12 protein-coding genes and 1 pseudogene are annotated in these 19,149 nt (G+C 48.7%); all 13 read right to left on the reverse strand.

All coding sequences use genetic code 11. The features are described 5' to 3' along the window. Positions 1 to 38: 38 nt before the first annotated feature. The 13 genes and pseudogenes from B9Y93_RS20250 to B9Y93_RS20310 all read right to left on the reverse strand — a co-directional run bounded on the left by B9Y93_RS20250 (position 39) and on the right by B9Y93_RS20310 (position 18,978). Complete coding sequence (locus B9Y93_RS20250; protein ID WP_085497618.1) at positions 39 to 590, reverse strand: PulJ/GspJ family protein; 552 nt, start codon at positions 588 to 590, stop codon at positions 39 to 41. Between the two features lie 50 nt (positions 591 to 640). Continuing rightward, positions 641 to 1,105 (reverse strand): carbohydrate-binding protein, encoded by a 465-nt coding sequence (locus tag B9Y93_RS20255; RefSeq protein WP_176228993.1) that lies wholly within the window; start codon positions 1,103 to 1,105, stop codon positions 641 to 643. Between the two features lie 9 nt (positions 1,106 to 1,114). Then, positions 1,115 to 2,230: a hypothetical protein gene (locus tag B9Y93_RS20260; RefSeq protein ID WP_085497624.1), complete on the reverse strand. Its 1,116-nt coding sequence runs from the start codon at positions 2,228 to 2,230 to the stop codon at positions 1,115 to 1,117. A gap of 216 nt (positions 2,231 to 2,446) precedes the next feature. Next, positions 2,447 to 2,698 carry a helix-turn-helix domain-containing protein gene (locus B9Y93_RS25100; protein ID WP_280522904.1) on the reverse strand — a complete coding sequence of 84 codons (252 nt, stop codon included), beginning with the start codon at positions 2,696 to 2,698 and terminating at the stop codon, positions 2,447 to 2,449. A gap of 190 nt (positions 2,699 to 2,888) precedes the next feature. Then, a complete protein-coding gene (locus B9Y93_RS20270; RefSeq protein ID WP_085497627.1) occupies positions 2,889 to 3,677 on the reverse strand; it encodes a YhcN/YlaJ family sporulation lipoprotein in 789 nt (262 codons plus the stop codon). A 268-nt stretch (positions 3,678 to 3,945) separates the two neighbouring features. After that, positions 3,946 to 6,496 (reverse strand): annotated as a pseudogene (locus tag B9Y93_RS20275) (M60 family metallopeptidase). Beyond that, positions 6,497 to 7,765 carry a Gfo/Idh/MocA family protein gene (locus B9Y93_RS20280; RefSeq protein WP_085497629.1) on the reverse strand — a complete coding sequence of 423 codons (1,269 nt, stop codon included), beginning with the start codon at positions 7,763 to 7,765 and terminating at the stop codon, positions 6,497 to 6,499. A gap of 82 nt (positions 7,766 to 7,847) precedes the next feature. After that, positions 7,848 to 9,050, reverse strand: a complete 1,203-nt coding sequence (locus B9Y93_RS20285) for a glycoside hydrolase family 88 protein (RefSeq protein WP_085497631.1) — start codon at positions 9,048 to 9,050, stop codon at positions 7,848 to 7,850. Next, positions 9,047 to 11,440 carry a helix-turn-helix domain-containing protein gene (locus B9Y93_RS20290; protein WP_240967909.1) on the reverse strand — a complete coding sequence of 798 codons (2,394 nt, stop codon included), beginning with the start codon at positions 11,438 to 11,440 and terminating at the stop codon, positions 9,047 to 9,049. Before B9Y93_RS20290 ends, B9Y93_RS20285 begins: the two co-directional genes overlap by 4 nt. 247 nt (positions 11,441 to 11,687) lie before the next feature. Then, a complete protein-coding gene (locus B9Y93_RS20295; protein ID WP_085497636.1) occupies positions 11,688 to 12,563 on the reverse strand; it encodes a carbohydrate ABC transporter permease in 876 nt (291 codons plus the stop codon). 15 nt (positions 12,564 to 12,578) lie between these two features. Beyond that, positions 12,579 to 13,553: an ABC transporter permease gene (locus B9Y93_RS20300; RefSeq protein ID WP_085497638.1), complete on the reverse strand. Its 975-nt coding sequence runs from the start codon at positions 13,551 to 13,553 to the stop codon at positions 12,579 to 12,581. Positions 13,554 to 13,621: 68 nt separating this feature from the next. Continuing rightward, positions 13,622 to 15,238, reverse strand: a complete 1,617-nt coding sequence (locus B9Y93_RS20305) for a type 2 periplasmic-binding domain-containing protein (RefSeq protein WP_425320364.1) — start codon at positions 15,236 to 15,238, stop codon at positions 13,622 to 13,624. 512 nt (positions 15,239 to 15,750) lie between these two features. Then, a complete protein-coding gene (locus tag B9Y93_RS20310; protein WP_244903512.1) occupies positions 15,751 to 18,978 on the reverse strand; it encodes a M60 family metallopeptidase in 3,228 nt (1,075 codons plus the stop codon). Positions 18,979 to 19,149 lie beyond the last annotated feature (171 nt).

The following is a 19,149-nucleotide window of genomic DNA, read 5'->3' on the forward strand; positions in this document are numbered from 1 at the left end:
ATCACCCATATCCGCTTATGATGGTTAACGTCTGTGATTCAAGGTGCCGCCTTGTATGCTATGGCTGTAAAAGTCGTCGAGCTGTCGTCTTTGATAGGATTGCTTCGAAGCTGCATATTAAGCAATGTTAGATCTGAGGCAACTTCAAAGCTCTGATTGTCTAGATCGCTTGCAATGATATAAGTCAATCGAGTACTGTCATTCTTTTTGAAGGTTAAATGGTAGGTTATTGTGCGTGAAGGTCGTGATGTCAATAATGGCACGGTCTGAAAGGTGCCGCCTTGCTCATAAGTATGTTGAATCGTATTTTTCGTTGAACTTGTGCATATGTATTCATACCCTGCAACCGGGGTCGTTGGGCAGGCACCTAGCAAGTTGATTTCTCCCGCATATCGAAGCTTGTCTGTAACAAGCGTCGAGGCTAGACGTACTTGATCCTGAAGCTCGCTTTGCTCATCTGCCCGTTGAAAAGATTGAATGCCGAAGGAGTAGGCCATAAAGGCTAAGGCTAAAAAGATCATGAGTAAGCTCATTGATGCCAGCAGCTCAATAAGCGTTACTCCCCGCTCATCAAGTCTTTTCCGTTTCATGATCTCTCCTCCTCATCCATTCTACTTATATATTTAAGCGCATTAACTTATTAGGACGACGTTACTTTCCAGTACGAGCTTGTATTGTGCGGCTTGTTGCTGCTATCCGCTACATGGGGCACTAGGCAAATATAGTTCACATTGTTGTGACGAACTTTATCATGCAGGGTATAAGAGGTGCCGCTTGTCCATGCTGGCGGTGTTGGAATAAAGAGCGTAATATTGCTGCTAGCTGTACCATCGATAAGCGCATTAACTTCTTCGCCTGAGATCGTAATGCTGCCTGAGCCGGAAGCATTCGGCAAGTTCAAGTTAACCGCCGTACCGCTGCTGGACTGCTCTACTAGACTTCGCGTAATATGCATCTTCTCACTGCGATCTCCCATCTTCGTAATGGACTTGTACCCATTGAGAAAGATGCCAATGACAAGGGCTGACATCAACGCCAGTAGAACAAAGGCAGCCAACACTTCAAGCAAGGTGAATCCTCGTTCTGATTGCAACTGTTTCAGCACGATCCCTCCCTACGTCCCGCTCCAATGGTGTCGCACATATCTTCTGGTTGCTTTGATCAGATTGGCGAAATCAGGATCATAATTGATAGTAATACTTCCTGTAAGTTCTGTAATATCTCCAATTACCATTGCTCCTTTTTGGATTATTAAGGAGCCTTTTACTTTAGAGTAATTAACACTAGGGGCGAATATCAATACCCCTTGCAGAGTACTGCTCCCTCGCAAATTAAGTGATGACTTCACATGAAGTATGATCTTCTTTTCAGTGGAATTTTTGATTAAGAAGTTAGTTAGATCAAGCTCATCCATGTATATATGTACTATGCCATTTCCTGGTCCCGAGACTTTGATTTCCAATTCTCCCTTAATCAATTCTCCAACCTTCTCGCCAACTACATTCTTGAAGACAATGTGCATCTCACGATGATCAGGAACGACAATATTGAAAGATTGGGAACCCGCAACTTCAATCGAATCATACCGGCCCGATTTGTTAATCGTCATGCCGCTGCTGAATCCAAGCACAGGCCATGCACTGACATCAGGCGAAGGCAATGGACTCGGAAATTCTACGGATGAAGAAGGTTCTTTTTTGCCGCCTCCAGAGAAATGAATTGCAGGGATGTCATTGATATTGTTCTTGGCTGCAACATTTCCACCGTTATTAATAACAATCGAAGCATTTGTATTGATATTATTTCCTGAAAGGATTGCATGAGTCATCGTCTCTGCAGGAGCATCCATGGCAAGCGTGAGCGCGGTCTGGTTGTGAACACCGTCTACTTCTCCGACGGATAGAATCTTTACTTCATCTGTGCTTGAGTCTTTGGTTAAGGTAGCGCTAAAGCTTCCAGCGCCAAAAGGTATGTCTTTGAGATAATTGTCGTTGAGGTCGGTAATGGAGGCCGAATCTAAGGTGATTGGATTAAAACGTTCAATAATGTGTGAAGCTACAGCATCTGCGCCTGATTTGGCGATATAGAAGGCTTGCTCTCGCTTCTCTTGCTGCATCGTGCGGGTTGCTTGATTAAGGCTCACGCCTAGTAAGGTAATGCCTAATAGCGTCAGAGCCGTCGCGAATATCAACACCATAGGCAGTGCGAAACCACGTTCATCTTTTAGCATTGGGACTCCCTCATCTACAGCTATTGTGCAATTGACCATATATATCAGCTATGGTTACCGCGATTATAGCAGACAAATCTTAGAAGTGAAATACGAAAAATATTATTTTGTTATTTTATGACTGAAAAGGCATATAAATCTCGCTTCCATTCGTCACATTTTAGACAAAATTAGGTCTTGAAATAATTGTGAACTTGTCTCTTGTGCGACTTTTAGCTATAAAATAGACAGTTTGTCCCTTATCACTTGCTTAAAGCTGAGCTGACTTTGCATGCAGCAAGCTGCATTTTTGTATGGATCTGCTTTTTCAAACCCCATCACATTCGAGATATGATTGCGCACAGTTTTTTCACTGATGAAGAGTTGCTGTGCGATGTCGCGGGTCGTCTTGTCTTGAACCAATAGTTCAAAAACCTCACGCTCACGGTTAGTCAACAGGAATTTGCTTTTATGATCGCTACCCTTCAAGTGTCACCCCTCCTTGCCCAAGTTTTTGTTATATAACAAGGTTAAGGGATACAGTCAAAGTTATACTATGACAGGCGCATGCACTTGGTGCGATTCATCAGAAAAATAGGCTAGCGCACCTGTCTTGACATCCGTATCGAACTCGGCGCAAAGAATTCAGGTAATCTAGCCTAATGTTAACTGTAACAAATTATCTGTTCATTGGTGCTGTTTGATTAGCAGCATTAGTAGGGAATAAGCGGTTAATCATCTCTTGAAACTCTGTATTCAGACCTTGCAAAGGACGACCTTGACGTACATGGTCCGCATATTCGTTCATGCGATCCACAAAGTTGGCATCAGCAGATACATAGCAGTTTTTAATGCTTGGGTCCGCCTTTTTAACGATATCCGCAATCTGTGACTTCAGGTTTGCGGGCAGATTATCGGATTTCGTCTTCGTATTGTACGAGTTCAAATACGTACGGTCCGGACCTGCATATTTCATCTTCGTATTCATTTTCGATTCTGTTGAAACCGCAACATAAGCGTTGTTATCGGTAATCATCACATTTGCTGTATCGACGCCGTTGATCTTGGAAATACGATCAGCGATCTTCTGACTAAGCTGCATATTGCCAGTCATCATGCCATTGCGATCCGTACTGTTCGCATTGTAGTTGTTCATGCCATTGCGATTCATTCCATTATTGTTCATTCCCATGCTGTTGTCGGTATTGAATCCATAGCGCCCTACCGGATAACGATTGTTCATTAGATCGCGATCCTGCATCGAATAAATGCCTCGATCATTGACATTATAAGTACCATAATTACCCGTACCATACATGGTGCTTCCAGGACGATTCAAACGTCCATCATTGGTTACGTTGTTGGTACGCACACCTTTTGCAGTCATATCCTTATTCCCACAACCAGCGAACATCGATGACATCATGAGTGCAGCAGAAAGTACAAGAATTGCGGATTTGATCTTCATAATGGCCTCCTTCAAGGGATCAAGATTGTCATAACTTCATCCTTTAGAATGCTCGGGGCCTATAGTTCTTATCCTTCATCATCCTTCCTCTCCAAGCACCTTCCTCCTAATCGACTTTAATACTCGCTGGCAGCGAACTGGAATGAAGGTGCGATAACAAACGGCTTTTCTGCATCTATAAGAAAATAAGCATAAAAAGCTCCCCTGTCGCAGAACCTAAACTAGGCATTGAACAGGAGAGCATCCTATTTATAACAACCATTTCAATTTAGGTTTCCTGTAAGGTCCAAGGCTCTACTTCAGGCTGTGGAAGCTGAAGAGCCCTAATACGATCCTTGCCTGCGTCAGACAGACCTACCGCCCACTTGGTGAAAAATAAGGTCAGGTCCTCCCCGGCAAGTCGTGACGCCATCACGGCAAACGCATCGATCTGCTCTTGATTGGTCCTTGGCAGATCTTCCTTAGGCAACTCACGATATGCAGTAAATATCGACGTATATAGTTCCCAGCCATAGGCAAGCTGGAGCTGTTTGAACAGCACCAAGCGATCATAATGATCGATCTTGCCGTAGCGTTTGTCCGGGTCTTCACTATTCAGAAACTCAAACGCCCGTTCATAGTAGGTCTTGCCATTCTTCTCCTTCAGCAGCTCAGATGGATTGCCGAATTGCTCCTGTATATAGAGGGAGAAGATATTGACTGTCACTTCCCCAACATCGCCCCATGTCCATGCGCTTTGCTGATATTCATGGCCAAGCTCATGCCAATACCCCCATGCCTTTGTGGTGACATATTCAAGGTTCACGAGATCCTTGCCAGCTCCAAATGGCATGAAGCGCCCCCGAGGTGATCTGGCGGTCCACCACATAGTAGCGCGGATATCGATCAGCCATATGAGGCAGTGGTGCATTCATTGATTGTCCTGACAAGCGGTCTGCGTCATTCACAATCTTATCCCAAGTCTTCATCAGTTCCTCAGGATTGGTGACCTCACGAATAAACTCGGATGGGACATTAAGCACAACACGCTCACTTTTTAATTCAGCGATCGGTGTCATCGGATCTGCTCTCATCGCATCCCACTGTTCTTGCGTCGTCTTGCCGAGCTCATAATAAGGTGCCTGCACAGCGCCGCTGATGGTAATGTTGACCTTCGATCCAGCAGCGGGCTTCATCGGGATGAGATAAATCATGCCACCATAAGGACTGCTTACTTGAGTGGTTCCTTGGTTCAGCTTCTTGAAATGAGTCAGCAAAGGAACTCGACTCCATGTCTTCGCTCCACGCAAATCATCGTCCTGAGACCCAATTTGCACGGAAACATGCCCTGCGCCCTGTGGCACTTCTAACGTAATCGTCTTGCCAGGAGGAGCATATAGCCCTGTACTGACCCAGTTCTTGTTGGGGAGTCGCAGCGAGTAATTCATGTCATATGGAAAGTCCAGCTCCACCTCCACCGTACGGCCCATCACAATCTCCGCATCCTGCTGCACCGCCCCTGGATAGTCTGCTGCATATGGAGAAGCCTCTTGATGAGGCGCTAGCGTAAAATGGCTGAATTGGAAGTTCAGTAGGGCATTGCGGTAAGGATAATCATTGCGGTCAATTGGAAAAGAAACCTCGCCCAAGCGCTTAGCTTCCTGCTCCGCCCATGTGTACCAAGATGTTTCAATCGTTATGGTTTCTAGCGTCTCAAAGAGCACATCGGTTAGCAGCTGCCTCTTCTTGGCTGCAGTTGCATCAGGCAGGCCTATAGCAAGACCATCATCAGTCAATGTACCGTCTTCAATGGCCTTTCCCTGCTCCAGCCAGTAGCCGATACGGCTATTTTTAGCCGCTTCCGCAGTCAACTTAGGAGGAGCTGCTTGAACGGGCACCTCACGGTTCATCAGGCTAAGGCCAGCACGGTTCAGCAGCTTCTGAATAGGGAACTGCTCACTGATGCGCGCCCCTCTCCAGTTGCCAATTCTAGCCCGCTCTTCGATCGGCGTGGAGCGAGTAATGGTCTCTAGGCTGCGGCCGTTCTGTGCAAGCACAATATTGCCTCCTCGTGCCATATAAAGCTCCAGCGCCTCGACTTCATCCTCGGTTGCCCAGGCATCCACGAGTGCAATCGCAATCTTTTGCGGATTCAGCTTTTGCTTCTCCCATTGGTTAACCTTCACCAGCTCAATTGGCAAGCTCGGATCAATATTCCAATCCATGGTCGTCATCACTTGGATCTTTTTGTGGCCCTGACTGGCAAGAGCGTCTTCATATCGCCCTGTATAGGTTGTTCCAAGGCCTGGCGAATGATGCCCCTCATCCGTCAGCCATAACAGTACATTGCGTGCGATAAGGCGTTGAACAGCGTCTGCTCCCTCTTTGAGGTTCATATACGACGTGCTGCCTGCCACCACAATCCGTCCCTTCCCATGCCGTGACGCACCAAGGCCGGCCATTCCTTCGGGAGCTGTAATCGCAAAGGCTGCATCGTTTAGTATCCCGATACCTCCGGTGCTTGAGAAGATCGGGATCGTGTCCAAATCCTTATACAACATCGCAAGATCCTCTTCTAGATGAGCTTCATCTGTCATCGGTCTTACAGGCGAGTGATTGAGTCCTGATAGGTCCATTGTTCGCTCCTGTGTCCGGCTAGACTTTGTTTCCAAGCCGTTCACGTTCATGTCGTCCCCTTCTGCCTGAACGATGCTCCCCATCAACGTCAACACCATGGATACACTAATACAGGTACATGCTGCTTTTTTCCAACGCATCCTCACAACACCTCTCCATAGTCCAGTTTGGACAAGCCTGTCATTCACCCGCTTCACCTTCATCTAAGCATGGACTTGGTCCTTAATCAGCTTGGCATAGTAATCAGCTAGCTCGATAGACTGTCCCTTGTTCAGTCTTGATTCCTCAGCGGCAAAGGCCATAAGATGGCTTCTTACGGATACCTCGGCAGAAGTCAGGCTTGCGCTGGTTCCATATTGGGCTATCTCTCTTAGGAAGCTGCGCACAATACCGCTGTCGCCGCCGCCATGGCCGGTCGTCTGCGGCGGGATCTCAATCTCCGTCTTCTCATGAGTCAAGAAGTCCATGAGCATGATACGCCCATTCTCGCCGCGAAGCTCGCCCTTCGTTCCCATGATCTGTATGCGCCGCTCCTGATGCCTTGTGAAGCCGCTCATGCTGAACATAGCGGTCGCTCCATTTTGAAACTCCATATTGACGACCTGATGATCGACCACATTGTTGCTGCTCTTATACACGCAGCGGCCGTAGTCCGTCTCCTTCAGGCCCTTGATGATATTCTCGCGCGTCAGCTCCTCCGTAAAGTGCCTTGCCCAGCCCTTGCCTTCGCCAAAATAGAAGCGAGGCGCAGAATAAGCGCAGCCCGCTTCCACAGGACAGCCATCCAGACAATAGTCCGTTGCTCCTTCTGGCGCATTGCCCTTGTGAAAATGCATGAGCGAGCCATAGGAGCTGACCCGAACGCAAGGCTGATCCATCAGCCATGAGAGCACATCCATGTCATGACAGGATTTGGCCAGAATCATGGGGCTTGAGGTATCGGAGTTGTTCCAATTACCGCGCACGAAGCTGTGTGCGATATGCCAATAGCCTACATTCTCATTCAATTGGATAGATACAACCTCACCGATGCGGCCATCGGCAATGAGCTTCTTGAGGGCTGACCAGAATGGCGTATAGCGCAGCACATGGCAGATCGTCAGCTGACGGTCATGCTTCTTCGCTGCAAGCTCCATCTCAATGCATTCCCTTGGGTCAGGGGACATGGGCTTCTCCAGCAGCACATGATACTTTTTCTCCAATGCTGTAATCGTCGGATGATAGTGCATCCGATCCTGTGTACAAATAAACGCCGCATCTGCAAGCTTAGGCTCTTGGAGCAGTTCCTCCCAAGAGGCATACTGGCGCTCCTGCGGAATATGATGAGCGTTCGCAAACTTGGCGCGCCGTTCTGGATTCGCTTCCGCGACAGCGACGAAAGTCAATTCATGCGGATAATCAAGCGCATATGGCGCATAACCTCCCGCACCGCGGGCGCCCGCGCCAATCAATACAGCTGTAATCGGTTGCATGTGTTTGTGCCCCTTCCTCTTCTATTCTCTGTTAACATCCTCTATTGGTACATGTACAAATTGAAAGAAGTATCCTCAAGCTCTACCAATACGGCTTCCAGTCCTGATACGTTCGAACGAGAGCTTCAAAGTAATAGTAATCGCCCCAAATGCAGCACTCATCAATGCCATTGCCAAGCGGCTTGCCGTATACAGCATGGAGCAGGATACCGTTTGATTCAGGTCGTGTCACCGTCGTATAATGGGCCGCCAAGGATTCCAGCGTCAATAGCGCCGCATTCTCATAGCGTCGGCGAGACTCCTCTACGAGCGGTAGATGCTTCGCCAGTTCAAGCATGCCGCAGGCAGCAATAGCAGCCGCAGAGCTGTCTCGCTCCTCATCGCCTTCCGTGAAGATCAGATCCCAGTAGCAGACATAGTCTTCTGGCAGTCGGTTCAAATAGTAATTGGCCACCTTCTCCGCAAGCCTGATGAGCGACGAGTCCCCTGTGTAGCGATAGCTGAGCGGCAGCCCATAGATCGCCCAAGCCTGACCGCGAGACCAGCAGGAATCATCCGAGTAGCCTTGCGAGGTCTTCCCGTATCGTGGCTCACCCGACTCTGTATCCATATAAAAGGTATGATAGGTGGATGCATCCTCGCGAATGATATATTTGGCTGTCTGCTGAATATGGCATTCTGCCGCTTGATAGTAGCGCGGATCCCCTGTTGTCTCGGAGGCCCAGTAGAGCAGCGGCAGATTCATCGCGCAATCAATAATCATACGGCCGCGCTGGCTCGGATTGTTGAGATTGCCCCAAGCCTGAATAATGCCTGCCTGCTCAAAATAGCGTTCCATCAGCATATCGGCAGCGAGAAGCGCTGTCTGCTTGGCTTCCTCATTGCCTGTCAGCTTATAAGCCGCCACACAAGACAAGGTGTATAAGAAGCCCAGATCATGCGTTTCTGTACCAATTCGCTGTTCGACCCTCTCCTTGAAGCTGTCAAGCTGAAGCTCTGCCTTGGCACGGTATTTGTCATCACCTGTCACCTCATAGGCGAGCCAGAGCATGCCCGTCCAAAAAGAAGAGGTCCATTCTGTATTGCCTATCGCCGGATAGACAAGATTTACACTCGCCGGGGCAGGAAATTGATGGGCAAACAGATCCAAGCTGCGATCTAGCTGCGCCAGCACATAGTCGATAGCCTGTCTGCATTGCTCCTTGGTCCATCTGATGTCTTCTTTCACATGGAATCGTTCAGGACGGCACACCTCTTCATAAATGACTTTTGCACTTGTATTCATCCTCTTGCCTCCTTGTTTTGTTCACGAGATGCACGCTGGATGCTCACTCTATATTTGCCGGGCGTCACCCCTTCCAGCTTCTTGAATGCCCGGATAAACACCACGTCATTGGTGTACCCAACCATGTGGGCCAATTGAGCATTGGTGTATTCGGACAACATCATAGATTGCTTGGCAAGCTCAATGCGTGCGCGAGTAATATAGTCGGTAAGATTCTGGCCGCTTGCTTTTTTAAAGAAGCTCGATACATATTGCGGCGTCATGCCAAAGTGATCTGCGATCATCACAAGCCCAAGATTTTGATCCCGCAGATGAAGGTCGATCATCTCGGTGATATCCATGAGCAGCTGCTTGCTGTGGTCACTCTGAGATGTTCTAAAAGATGCGGTTAACTGTGCATACAGCCGTTTGGTTTCCTTATGCATCTCATCAACCGTCTTGCAGTTGAACAGATTTTTAATCGGATCGGCATTAGGACCAAGCAGCGGTTCCAGCTGGCTGTTCGTGGTGTTTGTTATTTTGAGGAATGTACTGATGATGTTGAAAAACAAGCATAAACCCAGCTCAAGTGTCATCTTCGCCGTATTGAAGTTCATCTCATAGATGTTGTCCAAAAGCTTAGCCACATTGTCGATGTCGCCGCTTTTCACATGGTTAACAAGCTGAACTTCGAACTCCAGCGGATAATAGTAATGCGGCGTTGTCTCCTGCAGTTCTCCAAAGTGGATGATCGCATTCTGTCCGCGGAACATCCGGTAGTCGAATGCCGCCATCGCTTCTAGATAGGCATGACCGATCTCGGCTGTCCCCTCATGAATATCGCTGACTGCAATCGTCATGCACACCTTGAAGCGATCCTGCATGATCTGCAGCAGCTGCTCTTGCATCACATGAAGCTCCTCAGCATGTCGATCAGCTCGTTCTGTCTCCATATTAAGCAAAAAGGCGATTCGATCCCGCTCCAGCTCCACGGCATAGCCGACATGACGCTCATTCATCAGATCCAGCGCGATATTCGAAATGATAAATCGAACCTGCGTCCACTTTGCTTCTGACTCGACTTGCGCATATTCCGCGATATCTTCAATCTGGACGATAAATACCGCGAAGGTGTCTGAGATGAATTGGATATTCATAAAGTCAAGCTGTGCATCCATCGATTCCTGCTCCAAATCGACATACCCTCGGATCAAGCGCGACAAGAAATTGGTCTGAATGACTGGCGCTTGTTCCATTAGCCGGCTTCTCAGATGCCGTTCCTCAAGCAATGTTCCCTCAATGGACGCTGTAATGAAATCATACTCATTGCCTGCCTTCACTCTTGCACTCGGCCGTCCCTGAATAATGGCCGCTACCATCCTCTTCACAGGGCTGTACTGGCGATAAGCGATCCAGCACGCGGCTGCTCCTCCACATACAAGGGCCACAATGAGCACCAATAAGGCAATATGCTTCATGCTCTCTACTTTTTGCATAAACAGATCTTTCGGCATGATGGAGACATAATACCAATCCGCCTGTTTGGACGACGTATACGAGATAATGCTATCGGTACCATTCCATTGATCGTGAAATAAGCCTGATGCTCTCGTCAGTCGCTGAAGGAGGCCTTCACCCAAAGAGGTATCCTGATCAGTAGAAGCTATAATACGCTCGGCTTGATCGACGATGAAGATTGTGCTGTCATTGGCCAGCTCAAGCTGCTTGAACATCTCCTGTATCTTAGCTTCATCAATCAGAATCACAAGCGATCCGCGAGTCTCAGTCACCTCATAGATTGGAAGCGATTGCAAAAAGGTGATGACGCGAGCCTTATTTCCTAGATTAACAGGGTCCTGCCAAAGTGCTGCCGATGGCTGGAAAGACAAGTTGTGATAGCTTCCCAGCACCTCTTGCCACTCATGATAGCTGGCATTCTCATATTGATAGTACTTGTTGTAAAAGGTTTCTGTATCCGTGCGCACTCCAGGCTTTAGAATCAGATCATTTGCTTGCAGATAGACATAGAAGTCCTTCACAAAGCCGCTGGCGAAGCTCTGATAGCGATTCAGATCGTTACGCACGAACTCTACCTGCTTGTAGGCTTCATCTTCAGGCGTTCCACTATAGCTGAGCAGCGTGGCGAGCTTCGGATTAAAGGCAAGCTGCTTCGCCAGAATGTCCATCTCCTTAAGCTTGTTATCCAAGGATAGCCTGAGCTGTTCCAGCATCGCGGTATTCTGTCGGCGCGCATTCCCTTCCAGCACGTCCTCTACCTTGGTGTACAGAAACAGCCCCATGGAGACCGGAATCAGAAGCAAGATCAGGTTCGATACAATCATCGCCGTGAATACCCGACTTAAGCTGCGCTTGCCAAGCTTCGGAAGAAGGCTCACTATGGATCTCATCATGATCCCCCCATGAGATGAATTCGGAATGAATCATGTATCCTTCGTGAACACGATCTATTTTTCCTTCTTTTTCCTGATTATTTTATCCAAAATCATACTTTTTGCCCTGACAATCCATCTAAAGTATGACGTATGTTCGGACATCGTGATTGTATTTCAGGCTTTGCTCTGGCATTCGTCTCAGCTATACTGCGGCTATTATCCGCTATTTATTGCGGCTTCACTGCTCATATCGCGCTTGCCCAAACTATTCTTTTATTGCCCCAATTAGCACTCCTTTGACAAAGTACTTTTGCAGGAATGGGTATAGAAGCAGAATCGGCAGCGTAGACACGATAATCGTGGCATACTTAATCGTCTCTGCGATCGCAATCCGATCTTGCGCCCCCGCATCGGTCATCATGCTGTCTGTGGAATTCGTAATCAGAATCTCGCGAAGCACGAGCTGCAGCGGGAACAGCTCCCGATCTCTCAGATAGATCAATGCGCTGAAATAAGAATTCCAATGCCCTACCGCATACCACAGAATCATGACAGCAATGACGGGCATGGACAGCGGAATAATGATCCGAAAGAGAATGACGAGATCATTGGCGCCATCCATTCGCGCCGATTCTTCGAGGCTGATCGGAACGGCTTGGAATCCTGTCCTCATGATAATCATATTGAAGGTGCTGATGGCCCCAGGTATCAACAGCGCCCATACACTGTTCAGCATGCCGAGCTTATTAATGAGTAGATAAGTTGGGATCAGTCCGCCGCCAAAGAACATTGTGATGACGATCAGCAGCATGAGCATATTTTTAAAATACAGATTCCGTCGAGACAGCACATATGCTCCAAGCGCGGTCAACAGCAGATTGATCGCCGTCCCACAGACAACATAGAAGATCGTATTGCGGTACCCCGTGGTGATCATCGGGTTATCGAATACCGCCTTATAAGCGTTCATATTCAGATCAAGCGGAAGCAGAAGCAAGCCGCGATGGGAGGCAAGCGCTGCCGGATTGCTTAGCGAAGCGAAGAAGACATAGATGAACGGATAAAGCGTCACGAAGCATAACAGCAGCATGAACAGCGTATTTACTGCGACAAAACATTTCTCACCAATTGTGGTCTTCATCTGGGCGCCTCCTCTCTACCATAATTTGTGCTCGCTGACTCGCTTGCTGATCGTGTTGGAGGCAACAAGGAGAATAAAGCTGACTATCGAGTTGAACAAGCCTACCGCTGTCGTAAAGCCATAATCCGAATCAAGCACCCCTCTGCGATACACAAAGGTAGAGATGACATCCGCCGTCTCATAGGTCAGCGGACTATACATCAGCAGTACTTTCTCACTTCCCACGCTCATCATTGAGCCCATATTCAGAATGAACATAATGACAATGGTCGGCATAATGCCTGGAATCGTAATGTGCAGCACCTGCTTGAAGCGGCCTGCTCCGTCCATCTTCGCTGCCTCATACAAGGTAGGGTCAATGGTTGCAATAGCGGCAAGATAGATAATCGAACCCCATCCAAGTCCCTGCCATATGCCAGAGCCGACGAACAAAGTTCGAAACCAGCCAGGCTCAGACATAAACGGAATGCTGTCGATGCCGAAGAAACCGAGCAATTGGTTGATTAGCCCGTCGCGTGCGAGAAAATCAAACATCATGCCGACTACGACCACAATCGAGATAAAGTGCGGCAGATAGGAGATCGTCTGTACGGTACGCTTGAAGATTCGACCGCGAATCTCATTAAGCAGCAGCGCCAATAGGATGGGGGCTGGGAATGCAAACAATAGCTCGTAAATATTAATGAGAATCGTATTGCGTATGAGGCGTCCAAAATAATAGCTGTTGAAGAAATTCTCGAAATGATCGAAGCCGATCCATCTGCTGCCCCATATGCCATCCGCAATGCTGAAATCCTTAAACGCCATAAGCAGGCCATACATCGGACCATAGTGAAAAATACCGTAATAAGCGATAATTGGAAGGGCGAGCAAATAGATAAACTTATTGCGCTTAAGGTCCTTCTTGATTAAGGACCGTCGCTCCAGCTTGCGCTGCTTCGCAGGAGAATCCGGCTGCGGCGCATGTGGTGCACGTGGTGATGCTGCCATGCGTTTCCCCACTTTCCTTGTTGTATGGAAGAAGCGAGAGAGTGAATCTCCCGCTTCGCAAATAAGCATTAACGCTTGTTGTAGCGCTCCAGTGCGTGCTGCTGAATCTCAATGGCTTCTTGAAGCCCCATGCTCTCCATCGTCTTGACATACTTATCGAAGTTATCAAGCGGCTCCTGACCCATAATGAACTTCAAGTACATCTCATCCTTGAAGGTGTTGATATCATTCATGATCGAAGCGTAGCGGCTGCTCTCCTGACTGTTAGGCGTCGTACGCGGCAGCTTCAGATCAAGGGTCGGTTCAGCCCAGATCTCCTTAGAGGCAAGCTGATCTTCCGACGTGGTGTACTGTTCATCAAATCGTATGTCGAGCATAAAAGGACCGCTGAAGGTTGCACGATTATGCTGGGACATCGACTGGATAACCGGCAGTCCGGAAGGATTGTTCAGCACCTCAGGCTTAAAGACCGGCTTGCCGTCCTCCATGGTGTAGCTCGCCCCTTCTTTTCCAAAGTTAAAGAGAAGGGTTCCGGCTTCCGAGTATGCATAATCAAGCCATTTTACCGTCTCGATTGGATTCTTATTGCTTGTCGTAATGGCAGCACCAATGCCGGTATAAGCAAAGTCTTTATACCCCCAGATCTGCTTGTCTCCTTTATTCATCACCGGATATGGAGCTGCTACCAGATGAAAATTCGGATCCTTTTCCTTCATCAGCGTGTTGTACTTCCCAATGCCGCTGCCGGTATACAGCACAGCAGAACCGATCTGTCCCCCAGTAATCTTTGCCTCAAGCAGCTTCGCATCCGTGGTGGCAAAGTCACGGTCCAACAGTCCCGCTTGATACCACTTGTTCATCAGCGCGAGGAATTCCTTGAATGTTGGATCGGTTGGTCCATACTTGACCACGCCCCCATCCTGATAGAATCCCGCATTGATGCCAAAGGCGCCTAGGAACGCTGTAGAGGTGTCAACATCGCCTTTTGTAAGATAGAGCGGTATCTCATCGGCTTCTCCATTGCCGTTCATATCGTTTGCTTTGAAGGCTTTGAGCACGGTGTACCATTCTTCAATCGTTGTAGGCATCTCCAGATTAAGCTTATCGAGCCAATCCTGACGGATCGTAGGCCCTAGAAATACTTTCAAACGGTCATGAGAGCGAATAAACGGGAAGGCATAGATGCTGCCCTCATCGGTCATGATTTCCTTCTTCCACTCCGGATGCTCCTCAAGCACCTTCTTCAAGTTCGGCGCATGCTCATCGATCAGCTCGTTCAGCCGAATAATTTTCCCATCTTTAATCGCCTTCTCTGGACCTCCTGGATAGCCGATCCATGAATATTCAATCACGTCAGGCAGCTTATCCGAGGTCAGCATAAGGTTAAACTGCTCCTTGGCCTGCTGGCCTTCCGGAGGATGCTGGAAGTCGACCTTCACCCCTGTAACCTGCTCCAGCTCCTTATAAGCTTCAATCTCGTTATAGCTCTTTAACGTTGCGGACACTTGACTCACCATCTGTACCCAATAGGATAGATGGGTCAGCTTCTCAGGCTCGTTCGCTGCATCGTCTCCGCTCCCAGCTTGGCCCTTTGTTCCGGAGTCGCTGCACGCGGTCAAAGAGATGGATAAAATGACTGCCAGGATTAGGATGCTTGCACGCTTTAATGAATATAATGACTTCAATTCACATGTCCCCCTTAACATAAGCTTAAAAGATTTCAAAACCGATATAACATGTTCGCTATCTTCACGGATACCCCACGTTGAAACAAATTCCCTATCCAGCCTTATTAATAAGATCAGCCAAAAGAGCAGCCAAATCGTATAAGGTTCGCAAGACAACAGGAACCGCCTTCCACGTGTGTTTCCTCTACCATACCTGATTCTTTCTTAGACTGAACACGCTCAGCTTGTTAGATCGACCATATTTATTTAAGAAAGGGGACTGACTTTTTTTATGATCAGCTGATTTTTTTGCAGATTAGTGGTCTTTTCCCCTTATGTAGTCGGGCATGATGAAGAAGAGCCATCCTTCATATGCGAAGAATGGCTCTAGAAAGGGCATCTTGTTCATCCCAATTATACCGCAGGCGGGCAAGGATAAAGCAATTGCGAGCAGCAGCTCTTGTTCTGTTCGATATGCTTCAGGATCACTGCAATGCTGCCGATTCCAAGATCACAACGGCTGCTTCTGCTTACTGCTGCTGCAGCCTTTCAATGACAGACAGCAATTCCTGAGCCGTGTTCTCATCCATATGCTTGCCGGTCTGCGCTTGGATAAACTTTACGAGCGGCTCATAAGACTTAGGATTCGTTAAATCCTGTCTCTCCAGCTTCGCAATATGGCTCCTAAGCGCCTGAGCAATGCCATGGTTCGAGATCAAGCCTGCATCGCTTGCACGTTCTACGATCTCGTACAGATCCTGCACAGCCGCCGCCTTGATCACTTGAAACGAAACGGACTTATCAGCAGTATTTCCTGCCTGATCAATGGCTGTGACGACGAGTTCATGCGTTCCTTGAGCCAGGACTGCCGGATCAATCACATAGGGGGCTTCAAGCGGTTGTCCATCAAGCAGCACGGTGATGGTCTTCACCCCGCTTAAGACATCCAACACTTGAATGGGAACTTCAATTGGGGTATCGCCATATACAGCCTCAGCCACAGAAGCCTCAATTGATGGTGCTGTTAGATCCAGCTTAACCGTAGTGCTTACCTCATCGCTTGTAACACCCGACAGCTGTCGTACACGTGCATAGACGGTAGTCTCGCCTTCATCAGCAATCACAATCGGCGTCGTATAAGCTGTCCATGCGCCATCTGCGCCAAGCTTATATTGGTTGCGCAGCCCGCTCCCCTCATCGATAGGCGTTGGATTCGTGACTGTCACCGTCACTTCTGATGAATGCCAATCCTGCTCGGTTCCGCTGCTGAGCTCTAAGGTTGGCGCTTCTATTCCTTCCGTTTCGCGAAGCGTCCAGATGTCCTGAGAAGGCTTGGGCAGATTCAAGGCTTCAATCTGAGCTTTCACAGTGCTTGGCGTATATTTTAAGAACCATTTGTCAAAAAACTCCGTCAAGTCCTCTCCTGCTGTCTTTGACGCCATAACAACGAAGGTGTCAATTTCAGCCTGATTGTTCGCTGGCAGCTGACTGGCAGGAAGCTCCCGATAAGCACGGTGCAGATCAGCATAATAGTCCCAGCCATAGGCCAAGGAGAGCTGTCTGAACATAACCAGATTCACAAACAAATCTTGGCCTGATTTGCCATAGACAGTCGTATTCGGATCACTTGTCGCCATATGCTCAAAGGCACGATCGTAAAAATCCTTGCCCTGCGCATTGCGAGTAAGGAGATTGCTCGGATTGCCGAACTTCTGCTGTACATAGAGCGAGTAGATATTAACGGTAACCTCGCCGGTCACATCCCAATTCCACGCGCCCTGCTGATATTCATGACCGGTCTCATGCCAGAAGCCCCATCCATTGCGCGTGACGCGCTCAATATCCACGGCATGTGCCGCAGATGGATCGATCTGGAACATGATCGGATATCCTGCATGCATGAAGCCCGCGCTGATCTGCCGATCGGCCACATAGCGGAATGGAAGATCAACGCTTCGGTGCGGCAGAGACGAATCCGGGGACAAGCCTGCTGCTTCATCCGTATAATCCACTATTTGATCCCACTTCTCAAGCAGCGCTTGAGGATCATCAAGCGTCCTTACATATTCAGAAGGGAGCGTGAGAATAACACGTCTGCTTTGAAGCTCCGCCCATGGCGCTTGATATTCACGAATACTCGTCCATGCTTCGTCAGTGGTCTCACCAAGCACATAATAAGGGGCCTGAACGCCGCCTTCGATCGTAATCTCCTTTACTATCCCTGGCTGCGGCTTCGTAGGAATAAGATAGAGAAGCCCGCCATAGGGGCTGCGAATCTGATGGTCGCCAGGAGAAAGCGTCTTGCGCTGGGTAACAATCGGAAGGCGCTTCCAGACATTCTGACTCGTCAGATTATCCGTATGGGCGCCGATCTGCACATCAAGTCCTGTCGTGCCTTCAGGCACATGAACGGTGATCCATTCACCAGCAGGAGCATACAATCCCGTGCTGATCCAATGCTTGGGCACTGTTCCCTGACGCAAATAATCAAAGGTGGAATAATCAAAATCAACTGGAATGCGCTTCTGCTCCACTCTTGGCGCATCCGAGGGAACAGCGCCTGGGAAGTTGTCCGCATAAGGCGATTTGGGAGCATCAAGCTGATTGCCGACGAGGCTTAAGTTGTAAGCTAACAGCGCACTGGAATAAGGAGATAACGAACGATCAAGCGGAAAGCTAAGATGCTGGCCGAGCTCTTCTGCATCCTGCTTAATCTGAGCATACATGGCGCTCTCATCTGTTAGACTGCCGAATGTGCCGCCCGTGACAGCAGCCAGCACCTGCAGCTTCTTTTTTGCATCCGCGCCTGCTGGGCCGATCTCAAGTTCATTGGGGTCAAATTGTCCCGCCTCTACTTGCTTCGCTTGATCGACGAGCATTGCTGCGTGATAAGCTTGGGCAGCGGATACGGACAGCTTCGGTAAGGTAGCGGTCTTCGTCGTGGCAATATTGTTCATTATTCCAAGTCCCATGCGATTCAGCAATCGCTGCAGCGGATAATCCTCGCTCAGCTTCGCTGTGCGTCCTTGATAGGCACTGCCAAGAAAGACATGCGGATACTGCTCCATCACCCAGCCCTTCATCGCAACCACCACGCTTCCGCCTTGCTCAACATAAGCGGCTAACGCATCAATCTCATTGTCTTTCATCGTTGCATCCACATAGGCAACAGGATGCTCTACAGGATCTAAGGGTAATGACAGGAAGGAATCTCGTTGTATGACTTCGATGGGGTAGTTGGAAGCAATCGGGAAGCTCTTGGTCGTAGCCGTCAGGATGGGAAGGGTTCCTTGTCCAGCGAGTGCTTCTCTATACGTCAGCGGCTCAGCATCTTCCGTAAGCCATAAGAGGATGTTGCGTGCTACCGTGCTTCTATCATCTGTAATGTCCGAAGCGAACTTGAAGTAGGAATCATCTCCAGCAAGGATGACTCGTCCAGCTCCATAATGAGCTGCAGCTAGAATCGGGGTCGTATCGGGGTTCGTCGCAAGCACGAAGGCTTGGTCTCCAATGGCAGCTACGCCGCCGTTGTAGGTTGCAGATACAGAAGGGTAGCCAGATAGGTCCTCATAAATCACATCCAAGTCATGCTGCACAATAGTCCTGCTGCTCTCGCTTGCTGCGGCCAGCCTTTCTTCACCTGCTGTTGGGCTGTCTTGCGCATACACCAAGGTTGGCGGCTGAACCATGAATACCGCGAGCGCTAGCAGGCATACACCACGCCGAAGCCGCTTTTCCGCATTCTTTTTTCTCAACATCATCCATCTCCTTTGCCGAAGTAATGGTCGCTACGTGATGAACATACCGGACGATCCCCTCTTCTGGCTACCAACAATTTTAAAGATGAACTATACAATTTTATCGTATGCGATGGCATATCCCTCAACTTAAAGACTGCACAAGTCCTCATATCCCCATGTCTCCCAAGG

Source organism: Paenibacillus aquistagni, from assembly GCF_900177815.1.
Classification (GTDB): domain Bacteria; phylum Bacillota; class Bacilli; order Paenibacillales; family Paenibacillaceae; genus Paenibacillus_B; species Paenibacillus_B aquistagni.

Bases quoted from the DNA above. Each gene is read 5' to 3' on its own strand.
- B9Y93_RS20250 (WP_085497618.1), bottom strand. From the start codon at position 590: ATGAAACGGAAAAGACTTGATGAGCGGGGAGTAACGCTTATTGAGCTG.
- B9Y93_RS20260 (WP_085497624.1), bottom strand. From the start codon at position 2,230: ATGCTAAAAGATGAACGTGGTTTCGCACTGCCTATGGTGTTGATATTC.
- B9Y93_RS20270 (WP_085497627.1), bottom strand. From the start codon at position 3,677: ATGAAGATCAAATCCGCAATTCTTGTACTTTCTGCTGCACTCATGATG.
- B9Y93_RS20280 (WP_085497629.1), bottom strand. From the start codon at position 7,765: ATGCAACCGATTACAGCTGTATTGATTGGCGCGGGCGCCCGCGGTGCG.
- B9Y93_RS20285 (WP_085497631.1), bottom strand. From the start codon at position 9,050: ATGAATACAAGTGCAAAAGTCATTTATGAAGAGGTGTGCCGTCCTGAA.
- B9Y93_RS20290 (WP_240967909.1), bottom strand. From the start codon at position 11,440: ATGATGAGATCCATAGTGAGCCTTCTTCCGAAGCTTGGCAAGCGCAGC.
- B9Y93_RS20295 (WP_085497636.1), bottom strand. From the start codon at position 12,563: ATGAAGACCACAATTGGTGAGAAATGTTTTGTCGCAGTAAATACGCTG.
- B9Y93_RS20300 (WP_085497638.1), bottom strand. From the start codon at position 13,553: ATGGCAGCATCACCACGTGCACCACATGCGCCGCAGCCGGATTCTCCT.
- B9Y93_RS20310 (WP_244903512.1), bottom strand. From the start codon at position 18,978: ATGTTGAGAAAAAAGAATGCGGAAAAGCGGCTTCGGCGTGGTGTATGC.